At 40.3% G+C, this 15,369-nt stretch carries 13 protein-coding genes and 1 tRNA gene; 4 read left to right on the top strand and 10 right to left on the bottom strand.

Translation table 11 applies throughout. The features are described from left to right. Window positions 1-197: 197 nt before the first annotated feature. Both Q1A31_RS19455 and Q1A31_RS19450 read left to right on the top strand, forming a co-directional pair. On the top strand, window positions 198-2,045 hold the full coding sequence (locus Q1A31_RS19455) for a cyclic nucleotide-binding and patatin-like phospholipase domain-containing protein (RefSeq protein ID WP_299880961.1): 1,848 nt from the start codon (window positions 198-200) through the stop codon (window positions 2,043-2,045). A gap of 125 nt (window positions 2,046-2,170) precedes the next feature. Beyond that, entirely contained in the window at window positions 2,171-3,112 is a 942-nt protein-coding gene (locus tag Q1A31_RS19450; protein WP_299880958.1) for a glutaminase, read from the top strand. 28 nt (window positions 3,113-3,140) lie between these two features. Here Q1A31_RS19450 and Q1A31_RS19445 read toward each other — a convergent pair whose 3' ends face one another. The 10 genes from Q1A31_RS19445 to Q1A31_RS19400 form a co-directional block, all read right to left on the bottom strand. Beyond that, window positions 3,141-3,767, bottom strand: a complete 627-nt coding sequence (locus Q1A31_RS19445) for a trimeric intracellular cation channel family protein (protein ID WP_299880955.1) — start codon at window positions 3,765-3,767, stop codon at window positions 3,141-3,143. A gap of 27 nt (window positions 3,768-3,794) precedes the next feature. Continuing rightward, window positions 3,795-4,751 (bottom strand): S49 family peptidase, encoded by a 957-nt coding sequence (locus Q1A31_RS19440; RefSeq protein ID WP_299880952.1) that lies wholly within the window; start codon window positions 4,749-4,751, stop codon window positions 3,795-3,797. 219 nt (window positions 4,752-4,970) lie between these two features. Then, window positions 4,971-6,062, bottom strand: coding sequence for a redox-regulated ATPase YchF (ychF, locus tag Q1A31_RS19435; RefSeq protein WP_299880949.1), 1,092 nt, complete (start codon window positions 6,060-6,062; stop codon window positions 4,971-4,973). A 113-nt stretch (window positions 6,063-6,175) separates the two neighbouring features. Next, a complete protein-coding gene (gene pth / locus Q1A31_RS19430) occupies window positions 6,176-6,754 on the bottom strand; it encodes an aminoacyl-tRNA hydrolase (RefSeq protein ID WP_299880946.1) in 579 nt (192 codons plus the stop codon). A gap of 21 nt (window positions 6,755-6,775) precedes the next feature. Further along, a complete protein-coding gene (locus Q1A31_RS19425) occupies window positions 6,776-7,441 on the bottom strand; it encodes a 50S ribosomal protein L25/general stress protein Ctc (protein WP_299880943.1) in 666 nt (221 codons plus the stop codon). Window positions 7,442-7,595: 154 nt separating this feature from the next. Next, the gene (locus Q1A31_RS19420) at window positions 7,596-8,567 is read right to left on the bottom strand and encodes a ribose-phosphate pyrophosphokinase (protein ID WP_366943053.1); all 972 of its coding nucleotides are present in this window, start codon (window positions 8,565-8,567) and stop codon (window positions 7,596-7,598) included. A gap of 94 nt (window positions 8,568-8,661) precedes the next feature. After that, window positions 8,662-8,736: transfer RNA gene (locus Q1A31_RS19415), tRNA-Gln, on the bottom strand. Window positions 8,737-8,765: 29 nt separating this feature from the next. After that, complete coding sequence (gene ispE / locus Q1A31_RS19410; RefSeq protein WP_299880940.1) at window positions 8,766-9,671, bottom strand: 4-(cytidine 5'-diphospho)-2-C-methyl-D-erythritol kinase; 906 nt, start codon at window positions 9,669-9,671, stop codon at window positions 8,766-8,768. A gap of 9 nt (window positions 9,672-9,680) precedes the next feature. After that, window positions 9,681-10,337: a lipoprotein insertase outer membrane protein LolB gene (lolB, locus tag Q1A31_RS19405; RefSeq protein ID WP_299880937.1), complete on the bottom strand. Its 657-nt coding sequence runs from the start codon at window positions 10,335-10,337 to the stop codon at window positions 9,681-9,683. Between the two features lie 346 nt (window positions 10,338-10,683). Further along, the gene (locus tag Q1A31_RS19400; protein ID WP_299880934.1) at window positions 10,684-12,609 is read right to left on the bottom strand and encodes a tetratricopeptide repeat protein; all 1,926 of its coding nucleotides are present in this window, start codon (window positions 12,607-12,609) and stop codon (window positions 10,684-10,686) included. 349 nt (window positions 12,610-12,958) lie between these two features. Here Q1A31_RS19400 and hemA point away from each other — a divergent pair, with 349 nt between their 5' ends. Together hemA and prfA are read left to right on the top strand one after the other, a co-directional pair. After that, window positions 12,959-14,266: a glutamyl-tRNA reductase gene (hemA, locus tag Q1A31_RS19395; protein ID WP_299880931.1), complete on the top strand. Its 1,308-nt coding sequence runs from the start codon at window positions 12,959-12,961 to the stop codon at window positions 14,264-14,266. Next, window positions 14,263-15,348, top strand: coding sequence for a peptide chain release factor 1 (gene prfA / locus Q1A31_RS19390; RefSeq protein WP_299880928.1), 1,086 nt, complete (start codon window positions 14,263-14,265; stop codon window positions 15,346-15,348). Before hemA ends, prfA begins: the two co-directional genes overlap by 4 nt. The last annotated feature ends 21 nt before the right edge of the window (window positions 15,349-15,369 follow it).

The following is a 15,369-nucleotide window of genomic DNA, read 5'->3' as shown; positions in this document are numbered from 1 at the left end:
TGACATACTCCTGATATAAAAATCAGGAATATCTCATAAGTTATTTGAAATTAACAATTTTTAATGCGTTTGCCCTGACCCCCCCCCCCTACTTTTGGCTTGTTTTTGGCCCTTCGCTGGCACTTTTTATTCTATAAGCTATATTTATGTTACCAATTTGATTTTATTAAGAGAGGCTTATTATCAAAGATACATTTTTGCAGTGGCGATTATTTCAGGACTTTACTGAGACTCAGATTCAGAATGTTCTAGACAATGCCGAGCAACGTTTATTCGATACGGGCGAGTACATTTGTACTCAGGATGAAATCGGTGAGAGTCTATTTATCATCCAGTCTGGACGCGTGAATATGCGCGTGACTAAATCGAATGGTGTCGAGAAAAACCTCAACATATTAAAAGAAGGCGACCATTTTGGTGAGCTGGCATTACTCTCTGGTGGCGTCAGAACCGCTTCTGCTATTGCGCTAAGCGATGTGGCTATTCTGGAAGTCGCGAAAGATGATTTTTTGGCACTACTCAATGACATCCCTGCCTTTTCAATTAACCTTAGCCGCACCATTGGTAGCTGGCTACAAGGAGAACTTAAAGGTGATAGTGTACGCAATAAACTACACATCATTGGTCTGGTGCATAGTTGTGGCATCACTGCTAATTTTGCGGCACAGACTATTGAGTTCTTCGCGGAGAAAGATAAAAAAATCGCGGTATTTAGTGATCGTCAGAATTATTGGGAAGGCATTGGTGTACCTGCTGCATCAATCGAAAAAGGGGCTATTGAGAGAACTCAACAATATGTGATTAAAGCCTCAGAGGCTGTTGATCATGTGTTTATTGATATTGGCCATCAAACAACTGAATTCATTCCATTGTTATCACAATGTGATCGTATCTGGTGTTTCATCGAACAATCCAAAGGTTCTGAAAGTACCCTAGCGAGTGCGATGGAACTACTGGATTATCGAAGCAGTATTCTGCATAAAACACAATGGGTATGGGTGCAGGAGCAATCGACAACGCTCGCCCCTGTTATTAGCACTTCGGAAAATACGTCGGAGAACACGCCATATGATGCATTACGTTTTCAGTATGTTAACTCCGACATTGACATTGATACCGGCCAAGACCAAGACAACGAACAGGAAGAAAACCAAAAACAAACATTGTTGAATCGCGATTTAAGCCGTTTATTCCATTTAGCCAATGATATCCAACTGGGTATTGCGCTAGGCGGTGGTGGCGCGAGAGCATTAGCGCATATCGGTGTGTTAGCCGCTTTAGAAGAACATGAAATATATTTTGACAGAATTTCAGGCACCAGTGGTGGTGCGATTGTCGCCGCATTTTATGGAGCTGGTTTTGACAGTGAACACATGCTGCAACTTTTCGATATCGGGATTAAACCACCAAAATGGGTTAAATATATTCCGCAGGGAAACAAATGGTATTTACTCGCGATGTTTCGATCAGGGTTGATAGAAAAACGCTTTCATAAAGTATTCGGCAAGAACACCCGTTTTGAACAATTGATATTACCCACGCATATCATCAGCACGGACTTGATTAGCGGTAATGAGGTTGTGAGAAGCAGTGGTAATGTAGCGGATAGCGTTAGCGAAAGCATCAACCACCCGCTGCTGGGACGACCTATTTTACGCGATGGTGAGGCCTTGATTGATGGAGGTATTTTGAACAATGTACCCAGCTCGGTATTGCGTAATAATAATGTTGATTACATCGTTTCTGTCAATATTGGCGCTAAACTGCAAAAGTCTTTCGGTAAAAACGATAGTAATACAAGTAAAGCCAAGATGAAAAAAGTAGGCTTAATCGGGACCCTGTTTCGCGCACTGGAAGTTGGACAGAATGGTTTAGAAAATCACTATGAAAATGACAGCGACTTTTTAATCTTGCCTGATACTTCTGAATACCAGTTTGAAGATTTTACCAGAGATGTGGAGCTGGTAAAGCTCGGTTACCAATCGACTATTGAGGTGATGCCTGAACTCAAAGCGAGTTATTTAGAGTTCATTAAGACGGGTTAGCATTCTGCTAAAATTTTCGTCTACTCCCTAAATATATACTATTTCCGTCTAATCCATTTAAGACACTTAAAAACCTTAGTGAAGCGACTAAATCACGTTATCATTAACGATTAACCCAGCTTGGTATGACCTTTACAGTGGAAGATTTACAAACAATTCTTGATGAAATCACGTCAGCAGTGACTGCTTTACCTCCCGAGGGCAAAGTGGCTAGTTACATACCGCAACTTGCCGAGGTAGATCCAAATCAGTTTGGCATTGCAGTTGCTTTAGCAGATGGACAAATCTTTCATGCGGGTGATGCGCAAACCTTATTCTCTATCCAGAGTATTTCTAAAGTATTCACCACCACGATTGCACTGAGAAAATTTGGTGATGACATCTGGAAACGTGTAGGTCGCGAACCATCAGGCGACCCGTTTAATTCTATTGTTCAACTAGAGATGGAAAGCGGTAAACCACGAAATCCCTTTATCAATGCTGGCGCCATCACAATCGCCGATACCATTATGGAAGGTCGATCACCCGATGATTTAATCGAAGAGATCCTACAGTTTATTCGCGAGATTGCTCATGACGATAGTATTCAGATTGATAAAAAGGTTGCAGAATCAGAATTAAAAACGGGAGATAGAAATGCATCTTTAGCGCATTTCATGGCTTCTTTTGGTCTATTTGAGAACGCGGTAGATGATGTGCTGTGGGCCTATTTCAACCATTGCTCGATCACTATGAGTTGTGAGCAATTGGCAAAAGCTGCACTGTTTCTGGTATCTGACGGTTTAGATAAAAGTTGCGGCGTGAATGTGGTATCCGAAAAGCGCGCACGACGAATTAACTCACTAATGATGATGTGTGGCCATTATGATGGTTCGGGCGAGTTTGCATTCCGCGTTGGGCTACCCGGCAAAAGTGGGGTTGGCGGTGGAATCATGGCAGTTGTGCCGGGCAAAGCATCTATCGCGGTTTGGTCACCTAGATTAGATAAAGTCGGCAATAGCCATTTAGGAACCTTAGCCCTGGAAATGTTGACGCAACGCACTGGCTGGTCTGTTTTTGGGCATTAATACTAAAAGAGAAATTTAGTGTTTTCAGTTACTTGATCTTTCTACCTTGACGTGATTTATAACGCGGGGTTCTCCAGCCAAAGAGTAATGCCGCAGCCCTCAAACCAAACGCTAATAGCACGCCAACAAAAACAGCGACTATTTGTGGCACACCCATTGAGAATAGAAATACGAAACTGGTAGAGCCTAGCAAGGCTGCGCTGATATAAATTTCATCACTGAGTAATACCGACTTTTCACCCGATATTACATCACGAAAAATTCCACCGAATGTGGCTGTAGAAATCCCCGTTACAATTGCTGCGTAAGGTGAGATGCCATATTCTATACCAATCATTGCACCCATCACACAATACGCTGCCATACCTATCGCATCTAGCCATAAGAGAAGGCGATAACGATATTCAACCAGGTGAGCGGTAAAGAAAACGAGCACAGCAACGATGACACAAATGCCAATAAACAGCGGTTCTTTAATCCAGAAAACAGGTAATTTGCCAAGCAGTAAATCGCGTAAAGTACCACCACCAACGCCTGTTATTGCGGCAAGAAAGATAAAACCAACGATATCTAAACGCAAGCGTGAAGCCGCCAAAGCACCAGTTGCTGCAAACACAGCGATACCGGCATAATCTAAAAGATGTAAATAATTCATAAGTACACCCCTCTGGTTCAGAGAGTTTTATTTATATAAAACAGGTGTAGGAGAATTATTGGATTCCAGTAACAGTTTCGTCACTGATGCACCGATGCGCTTACTTAGTCGTTCAAAAATATCTTTTTCAGGACTAAAGTTAACCATAGTTTCAGCACCAATTACATCTCGTGCAACCGAAGCAGGACTGCCAAAACCATCGACTAATCCAAGCTTCATAGCATCTTCACCGGTCCAGAATAATCCGCTAAATATATCAGGATCATTTTTCAATCTATCACCACGACCTGCTTTAACTGCATCGATAAAATGCTTATGCGTTGTGGCTAATAAATCTTTTACGAAGGCTTCATCTTCAGGTTTACGCGGTGAGAATGGATCAAGGATAGCTTTGTTCTCACCTGCCGTTAATTCACGGTTCTCAACACCGATCTTCTTCATGGCTTCAACGACACCAAAGCCTTGCATACGCACACCAATAGAACCCACTAAGCTAGAAGGATTTACGTAGATTTCATCAGCTGCCGAGATAATAAAATACCCACCAGATGCACATAGATCAGCTGCGACAGCGACAACCTTTTTATCTTTATGTATCCCACGCAAACGCCTGATTTCATTATAAACATAACTCGATTGAACAGGACTTCCACCAGGACTATTACAACGCAGAATAATACCTTTCACTTTCTTATCTTCGAAAGCATCTTGTAACGCAGGAATAATATTATCAGCACTGGCTTCAGCACCTTGTAAAATCACACCCTGAATATCAACCACAGCTGTGTATGATGTCGCAGTACTCAAACGAGAACTTTTAGACATGGCAGAGCCAACAATCGCCATCGTCAGTAAAAACAGTAAGATCAAAGTCGCAAATTTAAAGAAGATAGACCAGCGTCGAGAACTACGCTGTTCTTTAATGCCAGCCATCGCAACATCTTTCAAAGCATCAATAGCTTGTTGGTTTTCGTTATTTAACATAGTTATATTTCAGTAGAATGAACAAGTGGAGATATTTAAGCACACCCCCCACCTTTTAGGCAGTTTTTAATCTTTAACCCATGAATTGAGGATGTATTTATTATTCAAATTGCGGTCTAGTTTGTTCAAGAGCAAGGCAAAAAATATGAGCTTACAAATGTAAGTGATTATTTTTCAACGCAGCTATTGAGCAAGATAGACCGTAAGTTGAACAAGAAATCAGACGTTGAAGCGAAAATGAACCACATCCCCTTCTTGCATTATGTAGTCTTTACCCTCGAGACGCCATTTACCCGCATCTTTCGCGCCAGCTTCACCTTTACATGCGATATAGTCATCGTAGCCAACAACTTCCGCACGAATGAAACCACGCTCGAAATCTGTATGAATTCGGCCCGCACCATTTGGCGCAGTTGCACCTTGCTTAACAGTCCATGCACGTACTTCTTTTACACCTGCGGTGAAGAAAGTCTGTAGGTGAAGTAATTGATAACCTGCATTGATCACACGATTAAGCCCTGGCTCTTTTAAACCAAGATCATCTAGGAACATCGCTAGTTCGTCTTCTTCCAACGATGACATTTCTGCTTCCATTTCGGCACTTACAGCGACTACTTCAGCACCTTCTTTAGCAGCTATCTCTGTAACAGCATCAAGATAAGGGTTATTTTCAAAACCATCTTCTGCCACATTCGCCACAAACAAGATCGGTTTGATCGTTATCAGCTGGTATTCTTTTACTAGAAGTTTTTCATCTTTATCTAGATCAGCAGAACGTGCTGAGTGACCTTCTGCTAATTTCGCATGTATTTTCTCAAACACAGCTAATTGCGCAATTGCATCTTTGTTACCAGATTTTGCATTCTTGGTTGCACGATGAATCGCTTTTTCTATAACATCCAGATCAGCCAGTGCTAATTCTGTATTGATAGTTTCAATATCCGAAACCGGATCAATCTTACCATCAACATGCACTACATCGTCGTTATCAAAACAACGCACAACCTGTGCAATCGCATCTGTTTCGCGGATATGTGATAAGAATTTATTACCTAAACCTTCACCTGACGCCGCTCCTTCAACCAAGCCTGCGATATCCACAAACTCCATCGTTGTTGGCAACACTCTTTCAGGTTGTACTATTTCAGCGAGCGCATCCAGGCGAGGATCAGGAACTGGAACGATTCCCACGTTAGGCTCAATAGTACAGAAAGGATAGTTTTCAGCAGCGATACCTGCTTTTGTTAATGCATTAAATAACGTTGATTTGCCGACATTGGGTAGACCAACGATGCCACATTTAAAACCCATGATAAATCCTCAAAAATCCTACTTGAAAAACAAGCTATAAGTAGGGGGGTGTGTTTTAGTGTTTAGCGATTTAAATTCGTACGATTTAATCTATATGACTAATTTTGTAAAAATCAATTTGTGTGTAGCGTATTCATAGCTTTTTGGTCATCACCTTGAATAATAAGTGACACCACTTTCAGAGCACGATCAATAGCATTCTGAATTTCAATTTCATCATTTTGATTAGGTCTTGAAAGTACGTAATCTGCTACTTTTTTACTGTCACCAGGATGACCAATCCCAAAACGCAAACGTGCATAATCTTTGCCAATTTGCGCGTGTAAATCACGTAAGCCATTATGACCACCGTGACCACCTGAAAACTTAAGACGCACAGTCCCTACAGGCAAATCCAGCTCATCATAAGCGACTAATACTTGTTTTACATTGATCTTATAGAAGGAAGATATTTGATGCGCCGACAAACCGCTTCGATTCATGAATGTAGAAGGCTTTAATAACCAAACCTGGTTACCATCTACATTGGCTTTAGCTACTTCACCAGAAAATCTGGTTTCCGTTTTAAAGCTAGCGCCGAATTCATTTGCTAAAGCATCAATAAACCAAAACCCGGCATTATGCCGGGTTTTAGAATACTTCTCGCCTGGATTTCCCAGACCTATAATCAATGTGATTGCTTGATCAGGCATATTGAAATTAGCTTAAATTAATTAAGCGTCATCTCCGCCTTCAGCTTCTTCATCATCAGCTTCTGTCGCTGGTGCTTCAGGAGCTTCATCTTCAATCACTTCTTCAGCTCTTGGAGCATGAATACTAACGATAAGATGATCATGATCTTCACCATGAGAAAGTTCTGTAGAAGATACACCTTCAGGGAATTTGATATCTGATAAGTGTAAAGACTCACCCAACTTAAGATCAGCAAGATCAACTTCGATGTACTCAGGTAAATTACCCGGTAAACAAACCACTTCGATATCAGAAAGGTTACGTGTAACAACACCACCTTCCATCTTAACGCCGTGTGCAGTATCTTCATTCAGGATATGCAATGGAAGAACTACTGTCATTTCAACATCGTCTCTTACGCGCTGTAAGTCAACATGCAAAACGAATGGCTTTGCTGGGTGACGCTGAAGATCACGCAAGAATACTTTTTGCTGCTTACCTTCTAGTGTTAATTCGATAATCGCTGCGTAGAAACTTTCTTCTTGAAGGTTACGCATTAATTGATTTTCGTTTAACGTTAGTGACCATGCAGGACGCCCTGCACCGTATAATACCGCTGGAATTTTGTTTACACGACGTAGGCGGCGGCTCGCACCTTTACCTAAGTCTTCACGCATTTCCGCGGCTAATTCATATTTAGCTGCCATTTTATTACTCCAAATTATAGATTGATTCTTGATTTATCAATTAGTTAAAGAAACAACCCAAAAACAAAAAAGCAAAACTCGCGACCAAGTTTTGCAACATTTTGTCAGGCCAGCATTACTTTACAGTAACCCCAGCCCAACGAATTTTTTAAGACTAATCGTCTACTACATGTGAGAACAAATCACTAACCGAATCATCATAATGAATTCGGAAAATGGTATCTGCGATAATGTCCGCAACAGAAAGCTGGCGGATTTTAGCACACTTTTCTGCTTTTTCACTTAATGGAATAGAATTAGTCACTACAATTTCATCTAACTGAGATTTATTGAAGTTATCTATTGCCGGACCAGAAAATACGGGATGAGTAGCATACGCAATAACTGCTTTTGCGCCATGCTTTTTTAGCGCTTCTGCTGCATGACACAAGGTGCCACCAGTGTCCACTAAGTCATCGATCAAAACACAGGTCTTGTCTTTTACATCACCAATAATATGCATTACTGCAGAGACATTTGGTTCTGGGCGACGTTTATCGATAATAGCTAGACCAACATCACCAGGAAGGCTTTTAGTCATAGCTCTCGCTCTTACCACACCACCAACATCTGGTGACACAACCACTAGATTATCGTAGTCTTTCTCTATGATATCTCGTAGTAAAACGGCAGAAGCATAAATATTATCAACCGGAAGGTCGAAGAATCCCTGAATTTGGTCTGAGTGCAAATCAACAGTTAAAACGCGATCTACACGACTTGTAGAAAGCATATCAGCCACTAGTTTAGCTGAGATTGGAACGCGTCTTGAACGTACACGACGATCTTGTCGCGCATAACCAAAATATGGCATAACAGCAGTAATACGCCCTGCCGAAGCACGATATAACGCATCTACCATGATCAGTAGTTCCATTAAATTATCGTTTGTGGGAGCGCATGTTGGCTGAAGTACAAAAACATCACGACCGCGAACATTTTCTAGAATTTCGACATGACACTCACCGTCACTGAATTGCGTAACAGTTGAATTGCCTAGTTTGATATCTAAAAGTTCTGATACTTCTCGAGCGAGATCACGATTCGCATTACCAGAAAAAATCATTATTCTATCTGATTCTGACATGAACGATCTCTTTTGAAGTTATGAAGGAATCAACACATGGTTATATTTCGAAAGAAATGAATATAACGAAATATAACCATGTACCGATAAAATATGGCTGGGGCGGTAGGACTCGAACCTACGCATGCTGAGATCAAAACCCAGAGCCTTACCACTTGGCGACGCCCCAATATTATTTACTTACATGTACTACTTACGTTACGTTTTCTGTAACGCCGCTATTGCTTTATGCAATGGCGATTGATTAACCCCTTTTGCGACAAAGCCCTGCCAATTATTTGACGACTCTGCTAACGCTTCAAGTACCTGATTCGCTTCATCTTCACTATCAAATTTAGCAAAGATACAACTACCAGTTCCGGTTAACCGTGCTTCTGAAAAAGAAGAAAGCCATTCTAGCGCATTTGCTATTTTTGGGTACTTCTTTTTTACAATTATTTCAAAAACATTTGACTGCTTTTCAAATACTGCGTCATTCAGAAAGCGCGTAATTGTGAGGGCTTCACTATCTCGTGTCAATCCCTGATCTGAAAAAATTTCTGCCGTTGATACAGAGATATCGGGTCGAATCACTAAAAACCACGTTTCTGGCAAATTCATAGGTGTTAATTGCTCACCAATTCCTTCTGCCCAGGCTGAATTTCCGTGAATAAAAACAGGGACATCTGCACCCAGTTTCAACCCTAAATCTGCAAGCTGCTGATTGCTTAAATCACAATCCCAAAGTAGGTTCAAGCCATGTAATACGGTAGCTGCATCAGAACTTCCGCCACCTATTCCACCACCAATGGGTAGTTTTTTATTCAGGGTAATATCAACCCCCAAACTGGAATTTGTATGAGATTGAAGTAGTTTAGCTGCTCGAACGCATAAATCAGACTCTAAAGGAATCTCATTTAAAGCATTAAAATTTTTGTTTGATTCGTTACGGTATTTTTTTCGCTTTAATTTTCCATCCTGGCGAATATCTAAAGTAATTTCATCAGAATAATCGAGCAACTGGAAAACCGTTTGCAATAAATGATATCCATCTTCACGTTGTGCAGTTATATGAAGAAATAAATTAAGTTTTGCCGGCGCAGGCAAGGTTAACGTTGAAATCATTGCAATGCTTTAAATACCCTGCCATCGTTTAGCTATTAGCTTTATATACAGTTTATCTTTACTGCGGGTAAGCACCACTTTTCGCGGCATCGCTTGAGAACTATTATTTAAATAATCCGAATAGCTGATTTTCCAACCTGCCTGATAAAGGGTTTGTGGACGTCCCAAATTATCTAGAATTAATTGTTCCACCTTATGTTGTGGCGATGCAATTCCCCTCACCCAATATTGCATGCCTTTTACTGGAATTCTAACGCCTGATTGATTCAACAATAAACGCTCTTCATCAGTATCTCGATACGTTCTACCGTTATCAGATAATAAAGTCACCCCCCCACTTTGACGGCTTAATTTTGCAACCAAGGCTCCAGTCAACGGATTAGTAATTTGCATGGTATATTTATTGGCAGGTTGCTGCGCCCAATTGAGGCCGAAAATATAATTCTCATCGCCATAACGTAAAGATATTTTACTGTTTAGATTCCAGTTTTGTCGACGAGCAATATATGCCTGACGCTGTTTCCAGGCGGACTGTTTAACGGAAGGACTCACTACTGATTTAACTTGTGGTGGCTGGGTACCGTATTGCGTACAACCTCCCAGTAAAATCACAGTGGTAACCAGCAGTACACGAGATTTCATCCAAGAAACCAATCTTATTGACATTATATTATCCTTTGAAAGATCAAGCCGTTACAAAATCATACAACGATCTAGGATAGTAACAATTTAGGTGTACTTAAGGAACCTCTGATTAAGTCCAATAAAATTCTGCAAGACTACAGGCTATGATCTTCTAGGCGTGCTTCGCAGGGAATGACCATCCCCTTCAAAAGAAGTGCAACAACGAAGATGGCAGTCTGTAGTCTTGCCCTGTGGGGCTTAGCCAAAAACCCAGCCTCTGCGTTATAGTCATTTGAAAGGCAAAAAGCATTTCTGCATGACTATGCCTTGATCCTGGATTTTTGGCGTTGCCAGAATTTATGGGACTTAATCAGTGACTCCTTAACGATCAATTTTGTAAATATTGTTTAGCTTCGTGTAATACTTTGTTATTGGGATACTTTTCAGTCATCTCTTGGTAGAGGCGTAATGCCTCGTCTTGCTTGTCATTCTCGGCTAATACGCTAATGAGATGACTAGCCACTTCCGGATCTTTAATCAGTTTGAATGCTTTTCTCAGATATTTTTCGGCTTCCGTTAAATCGCCGCTTTTAAAATGAACAAAGCCCAAACTATCCATAATAAGCGGATCATGAGGTTTAATTTGATGTGCTTTACGAATGTATGTTTTCGCTTCATCGAGGCGTTTGGTATTAACCGATAACATATATCCCAAAGCATTCAAGGCATCAGCATCGTTTTTACTTATTGAAAGTACCTGATTAAAATCTTTTTCAGCAAAATCCAGTTTTCTCATGCGTTCATGCAGTAAGCCACGACGGTAGTAGTATCGGGGATTTAAAGGAGACAGCTTTATTGCCTGATTATAGTAAACCAGGGCTTGAGGATAATCTTTGTCACTGAACGAACTATCCGCTCGAAGCTTAGACCAATAAGCCTTGTTAATAATGTCTTTGGAAGCCTTGTATTTTTTCTCGAAGTAACGACTAAGCCCTTTATTTCCTTGGGTTTCTTTGGTGATAAAAATAGCTTTTTGATGTGCGTTTCTTAAGAAAGATCCACCACTCACTTTTTCATAATAGCTGAGTGCTTCTTTCAAATTTCCTTTCGTTTGCAATACTTCACCAGAAAAATAGTCCGCATCATGAAGATAGCTTTTTGAAGCACGTAATTTATCAATACTGGCTTCAGCTTTAGTTAATTGTCGTTGATCAATTTGTAGAGCTATTAATGACTTCAATAAATCATAATTCTTTTCGTGCTTTACAATCAATTTTTCCAGAATTGGTAGTGCTTTTTTCTTTTGTTTTTGCAAAACAAATAATCGTACCAATTCAAGTTTACTGCTATCACTTACCATCGGATTATCTTTAATCGACATTAGTACATTAATAGCTTCTGGATTTCTATTGAGTTTATGTAAGGCTTTTGCTTTCATTGACATCGCATCCACCAAATTTTGCGAATCAAGACCTTTGATATTCTCCAACTCAACTATGACAGCTTTGTAATTTTTTGCTTTTAGAGCCAGATTAGCTGCAATAAGCTTTTGTTGACGGTAGTATATTTTGCTCTTGTGCTCTTTTGTGTATTCAGCAAACACGCGATAAGCTTTATCTCTATGAGTTTCGGCCGCTAGCACTGAGCCTATAAAGGTTAACCCTTGACTGACCTGTACTTTTTTAATCACTTTAGTCGCTAATAAGGACGTCTTTTGAGAGTGCTTAACTAATTCCTGCTTTTCCTGTTTATCACTTGAACCTTCATTTTTAATAAAGGTTTCCTCTACTAATTCATGAATTGTATGAAATTGTGCCGATGATAATTTAATCTTGTTATTCCGAAGATAAAGCAACGCCAGATATTGTCTTGCCTCAAGATCATCAGGAGTTAACGCTACCCAACGTTCAGCAACTTTTAAACCTTTTGGAAGTTGCCCTGTTGCCGCTGCCAGAATCGTCACACGTCTTGCTATAGCTGGATCCCTGCTTTCCAGCGCTAAGTGCTGATATTGTTCAACCGCAAGAACTTCATCACCCATTTCTCTATAAATTTCAGCGGCAAGTGCCTGATAAAGAAATTCAGCTTTAAAATTACCCGTTTCCGTACTCTCTTGATTTAATACGCGAGCATGAGCTGGTATTGCTAAAGTAAAACATAAGATAAAAACTGAACTTAGAAGATATATAAAATTAGGTTTTAACGAATTACCATTTTTAACAGAAGTTCCAGAACAGAAGACAAGATTACCTTGCTGGCCTTGTTTAGCCTGCTCTGAATAGAGAAAATACTGTTTTAAAATAGCAAATATCATATAAAAATCCTTCCCTGGATTATTGAAACTGCGTAGAACCTACATCGACAAAAACGATAAAAAACACTTTCGATATACTAACTATAGTGTACATAGCCAAACCATGCTCAGTTGCACAGTAAAGAATGAAGTCCAGTTATCACCAGCTAACTGGTAGCTAAAATGAAACTGACTTTATTTACACTAAATTTTAGAACACACGAAAAAGAAGTGGAGCGAATATTAGGATTTGTTTAAATGATCTTTACCTTTTTCATCTAGCTCATAAAAGCAGTCCGATATATTTATAAAACAAAGCAGTAAACTAGTCTGTAATAACTCACTGTATTCACGCTATAATCGCGCCCCTATGTCTTTACGTGTAATTGGAATTAATCATAAAACCGCGCCCGTCGCAATCCGCGAGAAAGTTGCGTTCTCGCCAGATGGATTGATAGAGACTCTTTCACAGATCAAAAATGACATCGAAAACAACCATAAAGATAATGAAGTAATAATCCTATCTACCTGTAATAGAACAGAAATTTATACTTATTCAAATTACACAGAAGAGCAAATATTAGATTGGCTATCCAAGGAACATGGAATGGATAGCCACAACTTAAAAGAATATATTTACAATCATGCTAATGGTGAAGCTATCAAGCACGTAATGCGCGTTGCTAGCGGATTAGATTCCATGGTGCTCGGTGAGCCACAAATATTTGGCCAATTAAAGGGAGCACTTAAAACGGCCTCTGAAAAAAAGACCGCAGGCACCACCCTGAAACGTTTGATGCAACATGCGTTTTCAACCGCAAAAAAAGTACGCACACAAACAGGTATAGGCACGAATCCGGTTTCAGTTGCCTTCGCTGCAGTAAATCTCGCTAAACAAATATTCAGCAATCTGGATAACAAAACCGCATTGTTAATCGGTGCTGGTGAAACCATTGAGCTTGTCGGCAAACACCTAAATAATGCCAATATCGGCAAAGTAATTATTGCCAACAGAAGTGTTGAGAAGGCGACCCAACTCGCTAATGAATTCAATGGCTTAGGAATTACTTTACAAGATATTGGTGATTACTTACCAGACGCTGACATTGTAATTTCTTCTACCGCCGCACCAATGCCAATTATTGGCAAAGGAACCGTTGAAGCGGCCTTGAAAAAACGAAAGCACAAACCCATCTTCATGGTTGATATCGCAGTACCCAGAGATATAGAAGAAGAAGTTGGCGAGCTAGATGATATTTATTTGTATACCGTAGATGACCTTCAATCAGTAATTGAAGACAATATGAAGTCCCGTCAAGAAGCAGCTCTTCAGGGTGAAGAAATGATCGCAGAAGAAGTTGAAAGCTTTATGGGCTGGATGCGCGCCCAAGATCAGATGAGTCTGATTAAAAGTTATCGTGATAAGATCAGTACGATACAGGACGAAACGTTAGATAAGGCACTGAAATTACTCAAAAATGGTTCTACTGCAGACGAAGCATTATCATTTCTGGCACATACATTAACCAATAAATTGGCGCATGATGCTACAGTTGCGATGAATAAAGCCGCACACTCCGGGGATCATAAATTACTCGAAGCGTCTGATAAATTACTTAATTTATCGACAGTAGAGACTCAAACCGAATCAACTGATAAGGAAAATAATAAACAGTGAAAGCATCCATTTTAAATAAACTCGATACGCTGAGTGATCGACACGAAGAAATTACTGGATTATTGGCAGAACCAGAGGTGATGGCTGATCAAAACCATTTTCGTGCGCTTTCTATGGAATACAGTCAGTTAGAGCCTTTAGTTGTGGAATATAAAAACTATCTACAATTAATTGAAGATAAAGAAACGGCAGAAGAAATGCTGGAAGACCCCGAGCTGAAAGACATGGCGAAGGAAGAACTTGCTGACATTAAGGAATCACTTGAAACATTCGAGCTAACCCTTCAGAAATTATTACTGCCGAAAGACCCACACGATAATAGCAATATCTTTTTAGAGGTTCGCGCTGGAACGGGTGGAGATGAGGCGGCGATTTTTGCTGGCGACCTATTCCGTATGTATTCACGTTATGCAGAACAAAAGCGCTGGCAAGTAGAAATCATGAGCCAAAACCTGGGCGAACACGGTGGCTACAAAGAAATTATTGCCCGTATTGTTGGTGTGGGTGCTTATTCACGTTTGAAGTTTGAATCCGGTGCGCATCGCGTTCAACGTGTTCCAGAAACGGAATCTCAAGGTCGTGTGCATACATCAGCTGCGACTGTTGTTGTAATGCCAGAACCTGATGAAGTTGAAGCACAAAACATCAATAAGAATGACATACGAGTAGACACATTCAGAGCCTCTGGCTCAGGTGGTCAGCACGTTAACAAAACCGATTCAGCGATCCGAATTACGCATTTACCAACGGGTATTGTGGTTGAATGTCAGGACCAAAGATCGCAACATAAAAACAAAGCGCAAGCGATGTCAGTTTTACAAGCGCGTATCCTTGAAGGCGAGCGATCAGTTCAAGATGCTGAACAAGCTGAACAACGTAAATCATTAGTAGGTAGTGGCGATCGATCTGAAAGAATTCGCACCTATAACTTTCCCCAGGGACGCGTATCAGATCACAGAATCAATCTGACTTTATATAAACTGGATGAGTTCGTATCAGGTGATTTAGATCAGATTATTGATCCACTGATTAACGAATATCAAGCTGAGCAATTGTCTGCATTAAGCGAAGAAAACAGTTAGAACATAGTTAATAATATAGTT

Source organism: uncultured Cocleimonas sp. (assembly GCF_947495625.1).
Classification (GTDB): domain Bacteria; phylum Pseudomonadota; class Gammaproteobacteria; order Thiotrichales; family Thiotrichaceae; genus Cocleimonas.
This window is presented reverse-complemented; position numbering and strand designations above follow the sequence as displayed.